Raw genomic sequence first — 19,248 nt, forward strand, 5'->3', positions numbered from 1 at the left:
CGGCCCGGTGAGGACTCACCCCGTGCGACGCACCGCGCGGGTGAGGAGGAGGGGTACGGCCAGGTGGTGCACCGGCGCGGCCAGGGACCACAGCGCCCGGCCGGCCCGGCGCTCGTAGCGTGCGTACGTCGCCCAGAGCAGCCGCGTGTCGTCGAGGGTGACGACGTTGCGGACGGTCAGGGAAGGCGCGCGGGCCTCCAGGGCGACCCGGTCCGGCCCGGCCTCCACCCTGCGCCACCCCACCACGTGCCGCGCCGAGGAACGCGGTCCCAGCCGCAGGCCCAGCACGCCCGCCCAGCCCGTCCGGAACAGCTCGCGCAGGGCCACCGGGACGTCCTCGAAGCTGGCGCGCACCCACTCCTCCGGTGTCAGCCGGGGCAGTCCGGCGGCCGGGAGCTCGAAGGCCGTCGCGAAGGGGAAGCCGGCGGGGTCCACCCGGACACGGCGCACGGCAGGGATTCCGGTCGGTGCCATGTGCGGGATTCTAGGCCGCGTGACCGTCCCGTCACCCCGCGTCAACTCCCATCATGCGCCCGCTGACGGCGCGGCGGCTCCAGGCCCAGCACCCGGTCCTTCAGCGCCGGGAACTGCTCCCGGGTCCGCGCCGCCTTCGCCGGGTCGAACTCCACCGTGAGGACCTCCTCCTCCGCACCGGCCCGCGCCAGCACCTCGCCCCAGGGATCGACCAGGATCGAGTGACCGGCCTGCGGAACCCCGGCGTGTGTCCCGGCCGTTCCGCAGGCGAGGACGAACGCCTGGTTCTCCACCGCGCGTGCCTGCGCCAGCAGCGTCCAGTGGGACCGGCGGCGCTCCGGCCAGCCCGCCGGGACGACCAGGGTCTCGGCACCGGCGTCGACGAGGCCGCGGAAGAGTTCGGGGAAACGGAGGTCGTAGCAGGTGGCCACACCGAGGGTCGTCTCCGGCAGACGGACCGTCACCAGCTCGCGCCCGGCGCCCATCAGCACGGCCTCGCCCTTGTCGAAGCCGAAGCGGTGGATCTTGCGGTATGCGGCGGCCAGGTCGCCGGTGGGGGAGAAGACGAGGGAGGTGTTGTAGAGCGTCCCGTCCGGGTCCCGTTCCGGCACGGAGCCCGCGTGCAGCCACACGCCCGCGTCGCTCGCCGCCTTCGCCATCGCCTCGTACGTCGGGCCCTGAAGCGGCTCGGCCGCCGTGCCGAACTCCTCGAAGGCGAAGGCGCCCGTGGTCCACAGCTCCGGCAGCACGACCAGGTCGGCGGCGCCCGCCTGATCCCGTACCAGAGACGCCGCGCGCCGACGACGCGCTTCCACTGATTCGCCCTCGTTCACGGCGATTTGGATCAAAGAGGCGCGCACACTACCACCGTCCTGGCATTCGAGCCGTCCACACGGGCCTACGATCGTCACACGAAAGCACTGCCGGGGTGCCGCACAGCAGCGTAACTTAGCGTCTCAAGACGCCCGCCGACCGCAGCCACCTCCCACTGGCACCGACGCCACAACCCGCCCGTGTACCGACCGCCGAGGGGTCCCGTTCCGTGAGTCTGCATCCCACCCTCCAGCCCTACGCCGACGCCTGGACTCACTCCATCGAGGCGATATCCGAGCTGGTCCAGCCGCTTGCGGAGGCAGAGTGGAACCGCCGCACGCCCTGCCCGGGCTGGTCGGTGCGCGACGTGGTCTCCCACGTCCTGGGCCTGGACTCCGAGATGCTCGGCGACCCGCGTCCCATCCACTCCCTCCCGCGCGACCTCTTCCACGTCACCAACGAGCACCAGCGCTACATGGAGATGCAGGTCGACGTCCGCCGCCACCACACGGCGCCGGAGATGACGTCCGAGCTCGAGTACATGATCATCCGGCGCAACCGCCAGCTGCGGAACGAGTCGCGGGACCCCGGCACGAAGGTGCGCGGCCCGCTCGGCACCGAGCTGACCCTCGTGGAGGCCATGCGCCGGCACGCCTTCGACGTGTGGGCGCACGAGCAGGACCTGCGTACGGCCCTCGGCCGCCCCGGCAACCTGGACTCCCCCGGCGCGCACGTCACCCGTGACGTGCTGCTCGCCGAGCTGCCGGCGGTCGTCGCCGAGCGCGCGGACGCGCCGCGCAGCTCCGCCGTCGTCTTCGACGTCCACGGGCCGGTCGAGTTCCTGCGCACCATCCGCGTCGACATCCAGGGCCGCGGCACCCTGGAATCGTCCCCCGCCCTCGGCCCCGCCGCGACCCTCACCCTCGACTGGGAGACGTACGTCCGCCTGGCCTGCGGCCGCGTGACGCCGGAAGCGGCGGCGGACCGCATCAAGACGGAGGGCGACCCGGATCTGACGGCGGCGATCCTGCGGAACTTCACGGTGACTCAGTAACGCGGGTGAGTGATTCCAGCCCGTCCGGCGTTTGAGGACGAGGCCGTCCAGGCCGAAGCGGGGGTCCGGGGGCGGCAGCCCCCGGCCCGGCCCCGCACCCACGCCGGGCACCTACACAGGCACGTGCACCGTCTCCACCCGGCTGGCAACCAACCGCTCCCGCTCCCGCCGCGCCGCCCGCTTCCGCAACCGCAGAATCTGCGACAGCCCCACCGCCTGGAGCACGAACACGGACGAGAACGCGACGGCGTAGTCGTCTCCGGTCGCGTCCAGCAGCACGCCCACCGCGAACAGCGTGGTCATCGACGCCACGAAGCCGCCCATGTTGGTGATCCCGGACGCCGTCCCCTGCCGCTCCGGCGGGTTCGCCGGCCGGGCGAAGTCGAAGCCGATCATCGACGCCGGCCCGCACGCCCCCAGCACCGTGCACAGCACGACCAGCAGCCACATCGGCGCCCGGTCGGCCGGGTAGGCGAGCGTCGCCGCCCACAGGGCCGCCGTCGCGCCCACCGTGCCGAGCGCGAGAGGCAGCCGCGCCGCGTGGTGCCGGGCGATGACCTGGCCGTAGACGAGGCCGACCGCCATGTTGGACAGGACGACGAGGGTGAGCAGTCCGCTCGCCGTTTCCCTCGTCAGCCCCTGCGCCTCCACCAGGAAGGGCATCCCCCACAGCAGCAGGAACACCATCGCCGGGAACTGGGTGGTGAAGTGCACCCACAGCCCGAGCCGCGTCCCCGGTTCGCGCCAGGACGTGGCGATCTGGCGTCGTACGTACGCGGCGCCCTGGTGCGGCATCGGCTCCGGCTCGTGCCCCTCGGGGTGGTCCTTGAGGAAGAGCAGGAGCAGGACCAGCACCACGACACCGGCCAGCGCGCTGCCCGCGAAGGCGGCCGTCCAGCCGATGCCGTGCAGCAGCCGGGCCAGGACGAGGGTGGAGACCAGGTTGCCCGCCATGCCGACCAGTCCGGCGAGCTGGGCGACCATCGGCCCGCGCCGGGCCGGGAACCAGCGGCTGCCCAGCCGCAGCACGCTGATGAAGGTCATCGCGTCCCCGCAGCCCAGCAGCGCCCGGGAGGCGAGCGCCATGCCGTACGACGGGGAGAAGGCGAAGCCCAGCTGCCCGGCCGTGAACAGCACGACGCCGATGCCGAGCACCTTCTTGGTGCCGAGCCGGTCGACGAGCAGGCCGACGGGTATCTGCATGCCGGCGTAGACCAGCAGCTGGAGGATGGAGAAGGTGGACAGGGCCGAGGCGTTGACGTGGAAGCGGTCGGCGGCGTCGAGGCCGGCCACGCCCAGTGACGTGCGGAAGATGACGGCGACGAAGTAGACGGCGACGCCGATGCTCCAGACGGCGACCGCGCGACGGCCGCCCGGCGGATCACCGGGCAGCGCCTTCCCGGCCGACGTGGCCGAACTCATCGGACCTCCCCCCGGGCCAGGTGCGAGAACCAGCCCACGTGCCGGTGGACCACTCCGACCGCAGCGTCCGCGTCCCCGGAGCGCAGCGCGTCGAGGATCTCCTCGTGCTCGGCGAGGGTCTTGGCGATCCGGTCGGGGTGGGAGTGCATGACGGCGACGCCCATGCGCAGCTGGCGGTCGCGGAGCTGGTCGTAGAGGCGGGAGAGGATCTCGTTGCCGCCGCTGCGGACGATCTCGGCGTGGAAGCAGCGGTCGGTGACGGAGGCGGCGGCGAAGTCTTGGGCGGCGGCCTGCTCCTTCTGCCGGGCGAGCAGTTCCTCCAGCCGCTCGACCAGACCGGGCGGGGCGGGTACGGCCTTGCGCGCCGCGTGCTCCTCGACCAGGAGCCGGGTCTCCACCACGTCGGCGATCTCCTGCGCGGAGACGGGCAGCACCAGGGCGCCCTTCTTCGGGTAGAGCCGGATCAGCCCCTCGACCTCCAGCCGCAGCAGCGCCTCGCGCACCGGCGTGCGGGACACGCCCACCGCTTCGGCGAGCTCGCCCTCGGTGAGCAGGGTTCCGCCCTCGTAGCGGCGCTCCAGGACGCCCTGCTTGACGTGGGTGTAGACGCGGTCCGCCGCTGGGGGCTGCTTCACTGCCGTGGTCATGCCGACAGGATAGATACAACAGGGACACAAGAAGGACGCCGTCCACCATGCGGACGCCCGACCACCCGCAGGAGGGAGCCGGCGGCCACGCCCTGCCGCCGCGCGGCCGTCCGTGCTATCCACATGTCACACGGGCGCGGCCGGACCCGCACCGACCACAACTCGGCCGCGCCCCAGGGGAATTGCGTTCAAGCATTCAGAACAATCGGGGTACTCAACTTGATAAACGTCATTCCGGGCGCCCGCCTGCGCAGAGCCACAGCCGTCGCCCTGACCAGCGGCGCCCTGCTCGCGACCGGCGCCCTCGCCACCACGCCCGCGCAGGCCGCACCCGTCCGGGAGGCGTCCGCGCGGGCGCCGCTCGCGCCCGCCGGCGCACCGGCGATCGTCGCCAAGGGCGGCTTCGTGATGAACGACGCCGGCGGCAGGGCGCTCTACACCAAGGCCGCGGACACCAGGCGCCCCACCGGCTCCACGACCAAGATCATGACCGCGAAGGTGGTACTCGCCCAGCCCGGACTGAACCTGGACGCCAAGGTCACGATCCAGATGGCGTACAGCGACTACATCGTCTCGAAGAACGCGTCCTCCGCGCGCCTCATCGTCGGCGACAAGGTGACGGTCCGGCAGCTGCTGTACGGGCTGATGCTGCCGTCGGGCTGCGACGCGGCGTACGCGCTCGCCGACCGGTTCGGTTCGGGGAAGACGCGCGCGGCCCGCGTGAAGTCGTTCATCGGCAAGATGAATGCCCAGGCTCGGAAACTGGGGCTGAAGAACACCCACTTCGACTCGTTCGACGGCATCGGGCAACGGCAGGAACCACTCCACGCCGCGCGACCTGACCAAGCTCGCGAGCAGTGCGATGAAGAGCCCGACCTTCCGCACGATCGTGAAGACGAAGAAGTACACCGCCAAGACGGTCACCAAGAAGGGCGGCACCCGCACGATGGCGCCCTGGGTCAACACCAACACGCTGCTCGGCAATTACAGCGGCGCGATCGGCGTCAAGACCGGTTCGGGGCCCGAGGCCAAGTACTGCCTGGTCTTCGCCGCGACCCGGAAGGGGAAGACCGTCATCGGCACGGTGCTGACCTCCTCGTCGTCGGCGCAGCGCGCCAAGGACGCCACGAAGCTCATGAACTACGGCTTCGCCAGGCTGAACTGAGCCGGTCCGACCGCACGAGGGGCCCGTCGCAGCCGCGACGGGCCCCTTTTCCGCTCCTACGCCCTGCCCCTTTGGAGCTGATGGTGATAGCTTCATTAGCACCATGCTGCTGAGTCTGGACAAAACCGACACTCGCCCGCTGCACGAACAGGTCGCGGGCGCCGTCCGGCGCGCCATCGCCGAGGGCGAGTGCGCCCCCGGGGACCGCCTGCCCTCCGCGCGCGACCTCTCCGCCGCGCTGGACGTCAACGTCAACACCGTGCTGCGCGCCCTGCGCGGACTGCGGGACGAGGGCCTGCTGGAGTTCCGCCGGGGCCGGGGGGTGACCGTCGCCGAGGGGGCCCGGCCGCACTCGGGCCTGCAGATCCGCGTACGGGAGCTGGTCGCCGAGGCGGCCCGGCTGGGCTACAGCAGAACCGATCTCATCGACATGATCAGGGGGATGCCGTGAGGGACACGACGGTGGCGGCGCGGACGACGGCGGTGGTCTGGACGGTCGGCGTCACGGCCGTGCTGGCCGGGATGCCGCTCATGGTGCGGGGGCGGCTGCCCGACCCGCTGGCGACCCACTGGGGTTTGGGCACAGGGGCGCCCGACGGGTCGATGCCCCTGTGGGCGGCGTCCCTCTTCCCGGCGCTGATCTGGCTCGTCACGGCGGGGGCGACGCTCGGCGTGCTGCTGCGCGACCGCACCGGGTCGCACCACCCGTGGACCGCCGTGACCCTGCTGCCCACCGGCATCGTGCTGGCCGGTGCGCAGGCCGCCCTCGTCCGGGCCAACCTGGACCGCGCGGACTGGCACGAGGCCCGGCAGCCGACCGCGTGGATCGTCGCGATCCTCGTCGCGGCCGTCGTCGCGGGAGTGGGCGCCTGGTTCGTCGCCACCCGGCGCGCGGCGGACACCGCGGCCGCCGGTGAGCACGCGTCCGGTGTCCCGGCCCTGGACATCCCCGACGGCCGACGGGTGGCGTGGTTCTCCCGGACCACCAACCCCTGGCTCCGGCTGGTGGCCGCGGTGACCGGCCTGGCGGCCGTGGGAGTGCTCGTCGCCATCGTCGGCGGCCTCGCGGACCCCGGCGGCCTGTGGGCGGCGTTCGCCGGCTGCGCCGTCGCGGCCCTGTCCTGCGCCCTGTTCTCCTCGGTGCAGGCGCGGGTCTCGGAGCGGGGCCTGGAGGTGTCCTTCGGTCCGCTCGGCCGGCCCGCGCGACGCTGGGCGCCCGGCGACATCGACGCGGCGCGCGCCGAGGTCCGCTCTCCCGCCCAGGCGGGCGGCTGGGGATACCGCGTCAGCGGCCTGGGCACCACGGTGATGCTGCGCGCCGGGGAGTGCCTGGTGATACGGCCCCGGGGGCGCCGTACGGAGTTCGCGGTGAGCGTCGACGACGCGGAGCGGGGCGCGGCCCTGCTCAACGCGCTGCGCGCGGACCCGCACCGCCGCTGAGCGCCCGCGTGAACGCGTCCGCCGCGTCCGCGGAGACGTAGACCGTGTCGACGTCCCTGCTCCCGGCGCCGTCGCCGAGATCGAGGGGGACGGGCGGGTCCAGACGTAGGCGTACGCCGATCGTGCTGCCGAGGGAGCAGACCACGGCCGACGGCTCCCCCGGCACCCGGCGCAGACCGCGTCCCTGGACGGTCCGCAGGGTGCGCACGGCCGAACGCACCCGCTCGCGGGGCAGGTCGAGGTCCCCCAGGAGGCCGGTGCGCAGCACGACCCGGGACGGCGAGACGGTGTGGGGGTGCCGGGCGATCGTGGCGAGGACACCGAAGCCGGTGAGGACGAGGGTGACCTCCAGCAGGGCGTGGAACGGCCGTGCCGGGGGCGGGAGGACACCGGAGACGAGGAATGCCACCGGAATCTCCGTGAGCGTCAGGACCAGGAGCAGGGTGCGCAGTTCGGAGGAGTGCCGGATCACCGTCGCCTCCTCCTGGCTCCTTGCCGGGCGGCGGGCGATCGTGGCACACAGGGAGCGGGCCACGATCTGCGCACGGCGACGCGGCGGCGGCTTCACGGTCACCTTCGGCACTGGACCTCCAGCCTCCCCACGGACGGGCGAAGGGCAGCCTGAAAGCCCCCTGACCGACCCTAGGGGCGCGGCGACCGGCGAAGCCGTGACATCCGTCATCAACCGGCGGACGCCGGAACGACGCGAAAGGCCGGAGCCGCGCCACCCGGTGGAGGTGGTGCGGCTCCGGCCTTTCGCCGCCGGCTAGGCCCAGGTGAGCAGACGCTTCGGCTGCTCCAGGATCGCCGCGACGTCGGCGAGCACCTTGGAACCCAGCTCGCCGTCGACCAGGCGGTGGTCGAAGCTCAGCGCCAGCGTGGTCACCTGACGCGGCTTCACCTTGCCCTTGTGCACCCACGGCTGGAGCTTGATCGCACCGACCGCGAGGATCGCGGACTCGCCCGGGTTGAGGATCGGCGTGCCGGTGTCGACGCCGAAGACGCCGACGTTGGTGATGGTCACCGTGCCGCCCTGCATGGCGGCCGGGGAGGTCTTGCCCTCCCGGGCCGTCGAGACCAGCTCACCCAGGGACTCGGCCAGCTGCGGGAGCGTCCTGGCGTGGGCGTCCTTGATGTTCGGGACGATCAGGCCGCGCGGGGTCGCGGCGGCGATGCCCAGGTTGACGTAGTGCTTGACCACGATCTCCTGCGCCGCCTCGTCCCAGGAGGCGTTGATGTCCGGGTTGCGCCGGATCGCCACCAGCAGGGCCTTGGCGATCAGCAGGAGCGGGTTCACCCGCAGGCCCGCGAACTCATTGTCCTGCTTCAGCTCCTCGACCAGCTTCATCGTGCGCGTCACGTCGACCGTCACGAACTCGGTCACGTGCGGCGCCGTGAACGCCGAGCCGACCATCGCCGCCGCCGTCGCCTTGCGCACGCCCTTGACCGGGACACGGGTCTCGCGCGCCGTGTCGTACGACACCGCCGCCGGGGCCGGGGAGGCCGCGGGAGTGGCGGGGGCCTGGGCGGCCGGTGCCGCCTGCGGTTCGGCGGCCTGCGTGGAGGCCACCGCCGCGTGCACGTCCTCGCGGGTGATGACGCCGTCCGGGCCGGTCGGGGTGACCGTGGCCAGGTCGACGCCGAGGTCCTTGGCCAGCTTGCGCACCGGGGGCTTGGCGAGCGGGCGCTCGCGGGTGGCCGGCGCGGCCGGACCGTGGCCGTTCATCTCGGCCTGGATCGCGGCGGCCGCCGGTGCCTCCTGGGCCGGGGCCTGGGCGCCCTTGCGGGGGCGGCGACGGGTCGAGGAGGTGGACACCCCGTACCCGACCAGGACCGGCTGGCGGGCCTCGGGCTTCTTCTCCTCCACGGCGTCGGTCGTCGCGGCCGGTGCGGCTGCCGGTGCGGCGGCCGTCTCCTCGACGGCCTCCTGCGCCGGCTCCGCCGCGGCCCCACCGCCGACGGCCACCGCGATGATCGACGTGCCCACGTCGACCGTGGTGCCCTCGGGGAAGTACAGCTCGCGGACCACGCCGTCGTAGGGGATGGGCAGTTCGACGGCGGCCTTGGCCGTCTCGACCTCGCACACCACCTGCCCGTCGGTGACCGTGTCACCGGGCTGGACGTACCACTTGAGGATCTCGGCCTCGGTGAGCCCCTCGCCCACGTCGGGCATCTTGAACTCACGCACGGAGCTGTCCGTCATCGTCGTCACGCTCCCCTCCTCAGTACGCCAGCGAGCGGTCGACGGCATCCAGCACCCGGTCCAGGTCGGGCAGGTACTCCTCCTCCAGACGCGCCGGCGGGTACGGGGCGTGGTAGCCGCCGACCCTCAGCACCGGGGCCTCCAGGTGGTAGAAGCAGCGCTCCGTGATCCGGGCCGCGATCTCCGCGCCCGAGCCCAGGAACACCGGCGCCTCGTGGACCACGACCAGGCGGCGGGTCTTCTCCACCGAGGCCTGGATCGTGTCGAAGTCGACCGGGGAGATCGAGCGCAGGTCCACGACCTCCAGGGACCGCCCCTCCTCGGCCGCCGCGTCGGCGACCTCCTGGCAGAGCTTCACCATCGGGCCGTAGGCGGCCAGCGTGAGGTCGGTGCCCTCGCGCACCACCCGCGCGGCGTGCAGCGGGCCCGGGATGGCCTCCTTGTCGACCTCGGCCTTGTCCCAGTAGCGGCGCTTGGGCTCGAAGTAGATCACCGGGTCGTCGCTCTGGATGGCCTGCTGCATCATCCAGTACGCGTCCGCCGCGTTGGACGGGCTGACCACCTTCAGACCCGCCACGTGCGCGAACAGGGCCTCCGGGGACTCGGAGTGGTGCTCGACCGCGCCGATGCCGCCGCCGTAGGGGATGCGGATGACGACCGGCATCTTGACCTTGCCCAGCGAGCGGGCGTGCATCTTGGCCAGCTGCGTGACGATCTGGTCGTAGGCCGGGAAGACGAAGCCGTCGAACTGGATCTCCACCACCGGGCGGTACCCGCGCAGGGCCAGGCCGATGGCGGTGCCGACGATGCCGGACTCGGCCAGCGGGGTGTCGATGACCCGGTCCTCGCCGAAGTCCTTCTGCAGACCGTCGGTGACCCGGAAGACGCCGCCGAGCTTGCCGACGTCCTCGCCCATGATCAGGACCTTGGGGTCCGACTCCAGCGCGCGGCGCAGCGACTCGTTGATCGCCTTGGCCAGCGCCATCTTTTCGGCTGCCATGTCAGACCCCCTCGGCCTCTGCGAACGACGCCTGGTAGGCGGCGAACTGGGCCCGCTCCTCGTCGACGAGCGCGTGCCCGTCCGCGTACACGTTCTCGAAGATGGCGAACCGGTCCGGGTCCGGCATGGCACGGACCACCTCGCGCACTCGTTTGCCCAACGCCTCGCTCTCCGCCTCGAGTTCCGCGAAGAATCCCTCGTCCGCGTGGTTTGAGGTCTCCAGGAACCGGCGAAGGCGCAGGATCGGGTCCTTGGCCTCCCAGGCGGCGCGTTCGTCGTCGTGCCGGTAGCGGGAGGGGTCGTCCGAGGTGGTGTGGGCGCCCATGCGGTACGTGTACGCCTCGATCAGCGCCGGTCCCTCGCCGCGCCGGGCGCGGTCCAGGGCCCAGCGGGTGACCGCGAGGGAGGCGAGGACGTCGTTGCCGTCGACGCGTACGCCGGGGAAGCCGAAGCCCTGGGCGCGCTGGTAGAGCGGCACCCGGGTCTGCTTCTCGTTGGACTCGGAGATCGCCCACTGGTTGTTCTGGCAGAAGAACACCACGGGGGCGTTGTAGACGGCGGCGAAGTTGAACGCCTCGCTGACGTCGCCCTGACTGGAGGCGCCGTCGCCGAAGTAGGCGATCACGCCGGAGTCCGCGCCGTCCTTGGCGACGCCCATGGCGTAGCCGGTGGCGTGCAGCGCCTGCGAGCCGATGACGATCGTGTACAGGTGGAAGTTGTTGCTGTTGGGGTCCCAGCCGCCGTTGTTCACGCCGCGGAACATGCCGAGGAGGTTGGTCGGGTCGACGCCGCGGCACCAGGCGACGCCGTGCTCGCGGTAGGTCGGGAAGACGTAGTCGTCGTCCCGGGTGGCCCGGCCGGAGCCGATCTGGGCGGCCTCCTGGCCCAGCAGCGAGGCCCACAGGCCCAGCTCGCCCTGGCGCTGCAGAGCGGTGGCCTCGGCGTCGAAGCGCCGGGTGAGCACCATGTCGCGGTACAGGCCGCGCAGCTCGTCGGGGGTGATGTCGGCGACGTACTGGGCGTACTCGGCGTAAGCCGCGTCCTCGATCCGTTCGCCCTCGGGCGTCAGCAGCTGCACCAGCTCCGTCTCGGAGCCCTTCGTTGCAGCGGTGCCGGTCTTGCGAGTGGTGCGCTTGGCGCCGGTGGTGCCGGCCTTGCCGCCGGTCGTACCGGCCGCCTTGCTTCCGGCGCTGCGTCGCGGCTTGCGCGCGGCAGTGCTCTCGGTCACGTGTGCTCCTCCGTCGGTCCGGCCCCCGGGTTCGCCGGAAGCCAGTGCGGCTCACCTGCGGCCCGGCGGACGCACAAGGGTGGGTGCGGCCCGTTCGGGAACAGGCGTGACAGGTGCCCCGGCGAGCGCCCTGCGAACAGCACGTTACCCAGTGCTCCACATTTCTGTGAAACCCCTCCTGACCTGCGTTTTTACTCGGATTTCCAAGTAAATCGGCGAAGTGCGGAAGTTTTACTGGTCACAGCCTCGCAGGGGGCCGGAACAACGGCACGTTATCCCGGCCACCCCGGGCACGGGAAGAGTCGGTGTGTGAGACTGACCGCGTGCGCGAAGACGGAAAAATCCGGGTATTCCTCCTCGACGACCACGAGGTCGTGCGCCGCGGTGTGCACGATCTGCTCTCGGGCGAGCCCGACATCGAGGTGGTGGGCGAGGCCGGTACGGCGGCCGACGCGCTGGCCCGGGTCCCGGCCGCCCGGCCCGACGTCGCGGTGCTGGACGTCCGGCTGCCCGACGGCAGCGGCGTGGAGGTCTGCCGCGAGATCCGCTCCCGGGACGACTCCGTCCGGTGCCTCATGCTGACCTCCTTCGCGGACGACGAGGCGCTCTTCGACGCGATCATGGCGGGCGCCTCCGGATACGTGCTCAAGGACATCCGCGGCGCCGAGCTGCTGGGCGCCGTCCGGGAGGTGGCCGCGGGCAAGTCGCTGCTCGACCCGGCGGCCACCGCGCGGGTGCTGGAGCGACTGCGCGACGGCGGCACCCGGACCGACGACCGGCTCGCCCGACTCACCGAGCAGGAGCGGCGCATCCTGGACCTGATCGGCGAGGGGATGACCAACCGCGCGATCGGCGAGCGGCTGCACCTCGCCGAGAAAACGATCAAGAATTACGTGTCGAGTCTGCTGGCCAAACTCGGAATGCAGCGGCGTTCCCAGGCGGCGGCTTTCGTGGCCCGGCTACAGGCCGAGAACCGCTGACCACCGCGGCAGACCTTTATTCGGGACTTACGTCCCCTCATGCCGGGGCGGGCGACTCTGTTTCCCTTCCGTCCGCCCGCGCACAGTGGACGTATGCCCTCCGACGCACAGCTCGCCGTCGGCCTGCTCGGCCGCACCGCCTACGGCCGGGCGGCCACCACCATGCGCGCCCTGCCCTTCCTCGCCACCGCGCGGCACATCGTGGCCGACGGCCGGGTCCTGCTGCGCATGCCGAGGAGCTGCGGGTACCACCAGGTGTGCGCCGGGAGCGTCGTGGCGTACGGCGCGGACAACCTCGGCTCCGCCGCGCCCGGTGAGAGCGTGTGGACCGTGCAGGTCGTGGGCCGGTGCGAGACCCACGAACCGAGCGCCGCCGAGATCGACCGGTTCGGTCCGGCGCCGGGCCGGGTGGACGGTGAGCCGTTCGAGCCGGTCTACCTGCGGATCGAGCCGCGGTTCGGGTCGGTGCACGTGACGGAGGGGCCCGCCGGGGTGCTGTGACGGCCGGTGGGGCGGCCGGGAACGCGACGCGCGCGTGGAGCCCGGTTCGGGCCGCACGCGCGCGTGGGGGTCGTTTCGGTCAGTTGCCGCCGCCGTCGGCCGGAGGGGTCGCGCCACCGGTGGGCTCACCACCACTGCCGCCCGTCGGTTCACCGCCGGTCCCACCGGACGGCTCGCCACCACCGTCCGACGGCTCACCGCCACCGTCCGACGGCTCACCGCCACCGTCCGTCGGCGCGGACGGGCCCGTCTGACCGTCGGTCGGCTCTCCGGACGGCTCCCCCGACGCGCTCTCGGACGGCGTGTACGACGGTGTGTACGGCTCGTCGTCCCAGTCCCCGCCGGTGCCCCCGCTGCCGTTGTTCTGGTCCGTCTCCGGATCGGTGTTCTCCTGCGTCTCCTCGTCGCTCGGCGAGGGACTGGAGGACTCGCTGTCGGTGCTCTGCGAGGTGGACGCCGTCGGACTGTTGTCCGTCTTCGTGCCGCCCTTCTCGCCCCCGCCGTTGTTCATGGCCAGCGCGACGCCCGCGGCGATGGCGATCACCGCCAGGACGGCCAGGATCCACAGCTTGCCCCGGCCGCTGCCCCTGTTGCCGTGGCCCTCGAAACCGCCGTCGTCGCCACCGCCGTAGCCGTTCGGCAGGATCTGCTGGGGGATCTGCTGGGTGCCGGAGACGCCGTGGTCGGGGTGCGGCAGCACCGTCGTGCCCGCGAAACCGGCCGCCGGGGTGTGCCGGCCGTCGTGCGCGGCGACCGGGCCGGTGTTCCAGGTGTTGGTGTGGCCGCCCTGCTCGTACAGCATCTGCAGCCCGTACTGGACCAGGCCGCGCATCTCCTCGGCGGTCTGGAAGCGGTCGTCGGGCTCCTTGGCCAGCGACCGCATCACCAGTCCGTCGAGCTCCGGCGGCGAGGCGTCGGAGGCCTCGGACGGCGGGGTCGGGATGTCCTGGACGTGCTGGTAGACCACCGACAGCGGGGTCTCGCCGGTGAACGGCGGGCGCAGCGCGAGGAGTTCGTAGAGCAGGCAGCCCGTCGCGTACAGGTCGGAGCGGTGGTCGACGGCCTTGCCGAGGGCCTGCTCCGGCGAGAGGTACTGCGGGGTACCCATGACCATGCCGGTCTGCGTCATCGTCGTGGACGCGCCGTGCAGGGCGCGGGCGATGCCGAAGTCCATCACCTTCACGGCACCGTTGTTGGTGATGATGACGTTGGCGGGCTTGATGTCGCGGTGCACGATGCCGTGCTGGTGCGAGTAGGCCAGCGCCTCCAGGACGCCGGAGACGATGATCAGCGCCTGCTCGGGGCCGGGCGCCTCGGCGTTGAGGAGGAGGTCGCGGATGGTGCGGCCCTCGACGATCTCCATCACGATGTACGGCACGGACTGGCCGCCGACGAAGTCCTCGCCGGAGTCGTAGACGGCCACGATGGCGTGGTGGTTGAGCCCGGCCACCGACTGTGCCTCGCGCGTGAAGCGGGCCTTGGAGACCGGGTCCTCGGCGAGGTCGGCGCGGAGCAGCTTGACCGCCACGGTGCGCCCGAGGCGGACGTCCTCGGCGGCGAACACCTCGGCCATGCCGCCCCGCCCGAGTCTGCGGGTCAGCCGGTACCGGCCGTCGCCGACCAGGCCGCCGTTGCCCCAGTTCTCCGGCGCTTCAGACATACCGCCGCCAGATGCCTCGGGTTCGGACGGGCCCTGGGCGCGCTGCTGCTGTGCCATCAGTCCTCGCCGTCGTTTCTGCCCGCGGTACGCGCGGTGTTGTTACGGTCTCCGTCGGCCACGCTACAGCCTCCGCGCAAGCCTCTGGTCCGAGACGGGCTGCCGGGACCGGCATCGAGACGGACCGGTCATGAAACCCTGGTTCCGCGCCGCCGTGCAAATTCTGTGTACCGGCGGTACGTCGGCTGTAACGCTTCCGCGACGCTTCTTTCGCGTACGGTCACGGAACGGGCACCGCGCTTGACGTGTCAGTGCCCTCGGGCAGACTTGGCCGGGAATAGCACTTTCGATCACGAAGCGTGCGTGCCGCCGCCAACGGCGCCGACGCCTATGGGGGACGCAGACACATGAGCCAGGACGCCGGACAGGGCCGGTACGCGGGGCGCGCGCTCGCCGGCGGCCGCTACCAGCTGCGCGACTTGCTCGGCGAGGGCGGCATGGCCTCGGTGCACCTGGCGTACGACTCGGTGCTGGACCGGCAGGTCGCGATCAAGACGCTCCACACCGAGCTGGGCCGGGAGCAGGCCTTCCGCGAGCGCTTCCGCCGCGAGGCCCAGGCAGTGGCCAAGCTCACGCACACCAACATCGTCTCCGTCTTCGACACCGGCGAGGACGACCTGGGCGGCATGACGACGCCGTACATCGTCATGGAGTACGTCGAGGGCCGGCCGCTCGGCTCGGTGCTCGACGAGGACGTCCGGCAGCAGGGCGCGATGCCCGCCGACAAGGCGCTGAAGATCACCGCGGACGTGCTGGCGGCGCTGGAGATCAGCCACGAGATGGGCCTGGTCCACCGCGACATCAAGCCGGGCAACGTGATGATGACCAAGCGCGGCGTGGTCAAGGTCATGGACTTCGGCATCGCCCGCGCCATGCAGTCCGGCGTGACGTCGATGACGCAGACCGGCATGGTCGTCGGCACCCCGCAGTACCTCTCGCCGGAGCAGGCCCTCGGCCGCGGTGTGGACGCCCGCTCCGACCTGTACTCGGTCGGCATCATGCTCTTCCAACTGGTCACCGGGCGCCTGCCGTTCGACGCGGACTCGCCGCTGGCCATCGCGTACGCGCACGTGCAGGAGGAGCCGGTGGCTCCTTCGTCGGTCAACCGCGCGCTGCCCCCGGCCGTGGACGCGCTGGTGGCCCGCGCGCTGAAGAAGAACCCCAACGAACGCTTCCCCAGCGCCGAGTCCATGCGCGACGAGTGCCTGCGGGTGGCGGCCTCCTTCCAGGCGGCCGCGCCGAACATCGTGCCCGGCGCGCAGACCTCCAGCGGCGCGGGCGTCGGCTCCGCGGTGTTCCCGCCGGTCGATCAGAGCACCCCGGCGCCGACGGGCCCGGTCCAGACGCCGTACCAGCCGACGCCGAACCCGGGCCCCAACCCGTACGGCACGCCTGCCCCCACGCCCTCGCCGGCGTACGGCTACCCGCAGCAGGGCGGCTACCAGGCCCCGGCCGCGTCGCCGTACGCGCAGCAGCAGCACCCGCAGGGCGCGCACACCCCGCCGCCGTACAACCTCACGCCCTCCGCGCCGGCCTCCGGCTCCGGGGGCGGCCGCAAGAACAGCAAGATGATGGTCATCGGCGCGATCGCGGTCGCCGTCCTGGTCGTCGGCGGCCTGATCGGCGCGCTGACCATGGACGACGGCGGGGAGGACCCCAAGGGCGGGGACACCACCGCGAGCGGCTCCCCGTCACCGTCGAAGGCGGAGGGCTACCGCGGGCCGGACAAGACGAAGACCATCGAGAAGGACGAGTGCACGGAGCCTGAGGAGTCGTTCAACGACCCCGACAAGATCAGGGTGCCGGACTTCACCTTCAAGTACATCGGCTCGGTCAAGGAGTGCTTCCAGGCCGCCGGCTGGTCGATGGAGGTCGTCGACGTCGACGAGAACACCTACGGCGAGGGCTCGATCCGGGACCAGTTCCCCGTGGCCGGTACGGACGTCGACCCCAAGAAGATGCCGACGATCCAGCTCAAGGTGTCGACGGGCAACCCGCCGTCCTCCTGATCAGGAGTTGATCGCACACTCGCGACGAAGGGCCCGGCGGCCGGTGCCGCCGGGCCCTTCGCGTCGTCGTCGGGGCGTTCGCTGACGTTCTCCGGGTCCTACAGGTAGGGGCCGCCGGAGCGGCCGCCGGGATGCGGCTCCTCGCCCTCCGGAACGGCGCCCGGCGGCAGCGCCCGGCGCATCTGCTCCAGCTGGGCCCGCGCGGCCATCTGCTGGGCGAACAGCGTGGTCTGGATGCCGTGGAAGAGGCCCTCCAGCCAGCCGACCAGCTGTGCCTGGGCGATCCGCAGCTCCGCGTCGGTCGGGGTCGCGTCGTCCGTGAACGGCAGGGACAGCCGCTCCAGCTCCTCGACCAGCTCGGGGGCCAGTCCGTCCTCCAGCTCCTTCACCGAACTGGCGTGGATCTCCTTGAGCCGGGCCCGGCTCGCCTCGTCCAGGGGCGCGACACGCACCTCCTCCAGCAGCTGCTTGATCATGCTGCCGATCCGCATGACCTTGGCAGGCTGCTCCACCTGCTCGGTCACCGGAATCTCCCGGGAGTCGTCGTCTCCCCCGCCGCCGCTGAGCGCCATTCCGTCCTGGCCGACGACCAGGATCTGAGGGTTCTCCGGCGACCTGTCGTTCCTCGGCATCTCCATGCCGACATTCTCTCGCACCCGTACCCCTCGACAGGGTGGCGCCCCCGCATTCGGGGGCGTCCGGAATGCCGGGAAGGCTGAGCGATGTGAGGCTTGTTCCGTCGAACCCATCACCGGGAGGGGGTCACGGGCGTGAATCCATGGCTGCGCTCTCTGCGAGCGACGGGGTTGGTGGGAGTGCTGGGGGTGGGTGCGCTGGTGTCGCCGTGCGGGGCGGGACCCGCGTACGGCACCGGGTTCGCGGGGGCAGGAGCCGCCGTGGCGCCGTCCCCCTCGGTGCCGGCCGCCGCCCCGGGCAGGTCATCCGGGCCGGACGGCTCCAAGGACGACGGCCCCGGGGGGAACGGGCCCGAGGAGAGCGGGTCCGAAGGGGACGGGTCCAAGGGGGACAGCCTCAAGGGAGGCGGCTCCGAGGGGGACGGCTCCGAGGGGGACGAGCGCCCCCGGGGGCAGCACGGTCATGACGGTCCCGATGGTCCGGGCGCCGGTCCCGCCGCCGACGACGCCGAGGAGGCCCGGCCCGGTGACGGGCCGGCCTCCCGCCCCTCGGGCAGCGCGGGGCGCGGTACCGCTTCGCCCTCTCCGTCGTCCTCGGCGCCCGCCGCCGCCACGGCCGACCCGGAGCCCTCCCGGGCGGGGAGCCGTCCGGGTGAGGGGCGGCAGCGGCCCGGGCGTCCCGAGGGGCCCGGGCCGGAGCGGGACGACGCCGACGAGGACGGCGGCCCGCGGGCGGAGGACGAGGGCGGGGATCCGGCCGACGACGTGGCCGGCGCCGTGCCGTCCCGGGAAGCCGGCCCGGTTCCCTCCGCGACCCCGTCCGGCCCGCGGGCCGGCACCTACGCCGACCAGGCCGCCGGGGACGTACCGCAGGTCCTGCCGCTGGGCACCGGCCTGGTCCTGGTCGGACTGGGGCTGGGCCTGGCCTTCGTCGGCCTCCGCCTGCGGCGCGGCTGAACCGGCCGCCGCTACGAGGTGACCAGCAGGACCTTGCCGATGTGCCCGCTCTCCTCCACGACCCGGTGGGCGTCGGGGGCGTCGCTCATCGGGAGCTCACGGTCCACGATCGGGCGGACGTGACCCCCGGCCAGCAGCGGCCAGACGTGCTCGCGGACGGCCGCCACGATCGCCGCCTTCTCCTCCAGGGGGCGGGCGCGCAGCGAGGTCGCGCTGACGGCGGCGCGCTTGGCGAGGAGCGCGCCGATGTTCAGCTCGCCCTTCCGGCCGCCCTGCATGCCGATGATGGCGAGGCGGCCGTTGACGGCGAGCGCCTGGGCGTTGCGGTCCAGGTACTTGGCGCCCATGTTGTCGAGGATGACGTCCGCGCCCGCGCCGCCGGTGGCGTCCTTCACCTCGGCGACGAAGTCCTGCTCCCGGTAGTTGATCAGGATGTCGGCGCCCAGTTCGGCGCAGCGCTCCAGCTTCTCCTCGGTGCCCGCCGTCACCGCGACCTTCGCGCCGACGGCCTTGGCCAGCTGGATCGCCATGGTGCCGATGCCGCTGGAGCCGCCGTGCACGAGGAGCGTCTCGCCGGGGCGGAGGTGGGACACCATGAAGACGTTCGACCAGACGGTGCAGACCACCTCGGGCAGCGCGGCCGCCTCCTTCAGACCGACGCCCTCCGGCACCGGCAGCAGCTGACCGGCCGGAACGGCGACCTTCTCGGCGTAACCGCCGCCCGCGAGCAGCGCGCACACCTCGTCGCCGACGGACCAGCCGGACACGCCGGGACCGAGCGCGGCGATACGCCCGGAGCACTCCAGGCCCGGGTAGGGGGAGGAGCCCGGCGGGGGGTCGTAGAAGCCCTGGCGCTGCATGATGTCGGCGCGGTTGACGGCACTGGCCACCACCTCGACCAGGACCTCGCCCTCGCCGGGCACCGGGTCGGGAACCTCGGCCCAGGCCAGCGCCTCGGGGCCACCGGGTTCGGAAATCGTGATCGCATGCATGGGGGCGACGC

Annotated in this window: 18 protein-coding genes and 1 pseudogene; 8 read left to right on the top strand and 11 right to left on the bottom strand. The window is 72.4% G+C overall.

Features of this window, described 5'->3' with window-relative positions:
- Nucleotides 1-15 precede the first annotated feature (15 nt).
- Entirely contained in the window at nucleotides 16-474 is a 459-nt protein-coding gene (locus KUM03_RS00310) for a DUF2867 domain-containing protein (protein WP_217244774.1), read from the bottom strand.
- Between the two features lie 41 nt (nucleotides 475-515).
- Entirely contained in the window at nucleotides 516-1,334 is an 819-nt protein-coding gene (locus KUM03_RS00315; RefSeq protein WP_217244775.1) for a carbon-nitrogen family hydrolase, read from the bottom strand.
- A 182-nt stretch (nucleotides 1,335-1,516) separates the two neighbouring features.
- Between KUM03_RS00315 and KUM03_RS00320 the strand changes: the two genes are divergently transcribed.
- Nucleotides 1,517-2,341 carry a maleylpyruvate isomerase family mycothiol-dependent enzyme gene (locus tag KUM03_RS00320; RefSeq protein WP_217244776.1) on the top strand — a complete coding sequence of 275 codons (825 nt, stop codon included), beginning with the start codon at nucleotides 1,517-1,519 and terminating at the stop codon, nucleotides 2,339-2,341.
- 111 nt (nucleotides 2,342-2,452) lie between these two features.
- Here KUM03_RS00320 and KUM03_RS00325 read toward each other — a convergent pair whose 3' ends face one another.
- The gene (locus KUM03_RS00325) at nucleotides 2,453-3,763 is read right to left on the bottom strand and encodes a nitrate/nitrite transporter (RefSeq protein WP_217244777.1); all 1,311 of its coding nucleotides are present in this window, start codon (nucleotides 3,761-3,763) and stop codon (nucleotides 2,453-2,455) included.
- Nucleotides 3,760-4,410, bottom strand: coding sequence for a GntR family transcriptional regulator (locus KUM03_RS00330; RefSeq protein ID WP_217244778.1), 651 nt, complete (start codon nucleotides 4,408-4,410; stop codon nucleotides 3,760-3,762). Before KUM03_RS00330 ends, KUM03_RS00325 begins: the two co-directional genes overlap by 4 nt.
- Before the next feature lie 219 nt (nucleotides 4,411-4,629).
- On the opposite strand from KUM03_RS00330, the pseudogene KUM03_RS00335 reads away from it, so the two are divergent.
- From KUM03_RS00335 to KUM03_RS00345, 3 genes and pseudogenes are all read left to right on the top strand, one after another.
- Nucleotides 4,630-5,575, top strand: a pseudogene (locus KUM03_RS00335) (D-alanyl-D-alanine carboxypeptidase family protein).
- Nucleotides 5,576-5,678: 103 nt separating this feature from the next.
- Nucleotides 5,679-6,026 carry a GntR family transcriptional regulator gene (locus KUM03_RS00340; RefSeq protein WP_217244779.1) on the top strand — a complete coding sequence of 116 codons (348 nt, stop codon included), beginning with the start codon at nucleotides 5,679-5,681 and terminating at the stop codon, nucleotides 6,024-6,026.
- Nucleotides 6,023-7,015 carry a DUF1648 domain-containing protein gene (locus KUM03_RS00345; RefSeq protein ID WP_217244780.1) on the top strand — a complete coding sequence of 331 codons (993 nt, stop codon included), beginning with the start codon at nucleotides 6,023-6,025 and terminating at the stop codon, nucleotides 7,013-7,015. The genes KUM03_RS00340 and KUM03_RS00345 overlap by 4 nt, the downstream gene beginning before the upstream one ends.
- On the opposite strand, the gene KUM03_RS00350 is transcribed toward KUM03_RS00345, so the two are convergent.
- The 4 genes from KUM03_RS00350 to pdhA all read right to left on the bottom strand — a co-directional run bounded on the left by KUM03_RS00350 (nucleotide 6,981) and on the right by pdhA (nucleotide 11,446).
- A complete protein-coding gene (locus KUM03_RS00350) occupies nucleotides 6,981-7,598 on the bottom strand; it encodes a hypothetical protein (protein ID WP_217244781.1) in 618 nt (205 codons plus the stop codon). The genes KUM03_RS00345 and KUM03_RS00350 overlap by 35 nt on opposite strands.
- A 183-nt stretch (nucleotides 7,599-7,781) precedes the next feature.
- Nucleotides 7,782-9,218, bottom strand: a complete 1,437-nt coding sequence (locus KUM03_RS00355) for a dihydrolipoamide acetyltransferase family protein (protein ID WP_217244836.1) — start codon at nucleotides 9,216-9,218, stop codon at nucleotides 7,782-7,784.
- 19 nt (nucleotides 9,219-9,237) lie between these two features.
- Nucleotides 9,238-10,218 (bottom strand): alpha-ketoacid dehydrogenase subunit beta, encoded by a 981-nt coding sequence (locus KUM03_RS00360; RefSeq protein ID WP_374225238.1) that lies wholly within the window; start codon nucleotides 10,216-10,218, stop codon nucleotides 9,238-9,240.
- 1 nt (nucleotide 10,219) lies between these two features.
- Complete coding sequence (gene pdhA / locus KUM03_RS00365) at nucleotides 10,220-11,446, bottom strand: pyruvate dehydrogenase (acetyl-transferring) E1 component subunit alpha (RefSeq protein WP_217244782.1); 1,227 nt, start codon at nucleotides 11,444-11,446, stop codon at nucleotides 10,220-10,222.
- Nucleotides 11,447-11,769: 323 nt separating this feature from the next.
- Between pdhA and KUM03_RS00370 the strand changes: the two genes are divergently transcribed.
- Together KUM03_RS00370 and KUM03_RS00375 are read left to right on the top strand one after the other, a co-directional pair.
- A complete protein-coding gene (locus KUM03_RS00370; RefSeq protein ID WP_217244783.1) occupies nucleotides 11,770-12,426 on the top strand; it encodes a response regulator transcription factor in 657 nt (218 codons plus the stop codon).
- Between the two features lie 93 nt (nucleotides 12,427-12,519).
- Nucleotides 12,520-12,927, top strand: a complete 408-nt coding sequence (locus tag KUM03_RS00375; RefSeq protein ID WP_217244784.1) for a pyridoxamine 5'-phosphate oxidase family protein — start codon at nucleotides 12,520-12,522, stop codon at nucleotides 12,925-12,927.
- Nucleotides 12,928-13,006: 79 nt separating this feature from the next.
- Here KUM03_RS00375 and KUM03_RS00380 read toward each other — a convergent pair whose 3' ends face one another.
- Entirely contained in the window at nucleotides 13,007-14,644 is a 1,638-nt protein-coding gene (locus tag KUM03_RS00380) for a protein kinase (protein ID WP_217244785.1), read from the bottom strand.
- Between the two features lie 347 nt (nucleotides 14,645-14,991).
- On the opposite strand from KUM03_RS00380, the gene KUM03_RS00385 reads away from it, so the two are divergent.
- On the top strand, nucleotides 14,992-16,653 hold the full coding sequence (locus KUM03_RS00385) for a protein kinase (protein ID WP_217244786.1): 1,662 nt from the start codon (nucleotides 14,992-14,994) through the stop codon (nucleotides 16,651-16,653).
- Nucleotides 16,654-16,751: 98 nt separating this feature from the next.
- Here KUM03_RS00385 and KUM03_RS00390 read toward each other — a convergent pair whose 3' ends face one another.
- Entirely contained in the window at nucleotides 16,752-17,291 is a 540-nt protein-coding gene (locus tag KUM03_RS00390; RefSeq protein WP_217244787.1) for a bacterial proteasome activator family protein, read from the bottom strand.
- Nucleotides 17,292-17,549: 258 nt separating this feature from the next.
- Between KUM03_RS00390 and KUM03_RS00395 the strand changes: the two genes are divergently transcribed.
- A complete protein-coding gene (locus tag KUM03_RS00395) occupies nucleotides 17,550-18,245 on the top strand; it encodes a hypothetical protein (RefSeq protein ID WP_217244788.1) in 696 nt (231 codons plus the stop codon).
- 11 nt (nucleotides 18,246-18,256) lie between these two features.
- Here the strand turns inward: KUM03_RS00395 and KUM03_RS00400 are convergent, their stop codons facing one another.
- Complete coding sequence (locus KUM03_RS00400; protein WP_217244789.1) at nucleotides 18,257-19,237, bottom strand: NAD(P)H-quinone oxidoreductase; 981 nt, start codon at nucleotides 19,235-19,237, stop codon at nucleotides 18,257-18,259.
- Between the last annotated feature and the right edge of the window lie 11 nt (nucleotides 19,238-19,248).

Origin of the sequence: Streptomyces sp. AC602_WCS936 (genome assembly GCF_019049125.1) — a bacterium.
In the GTDB taxonomy this organism is placed as follows: domain Bacteria; phylum Actinomycetota; class Actinomycetes; order Streptomycetales; family Streptomycetaceae; genus Streptomyces.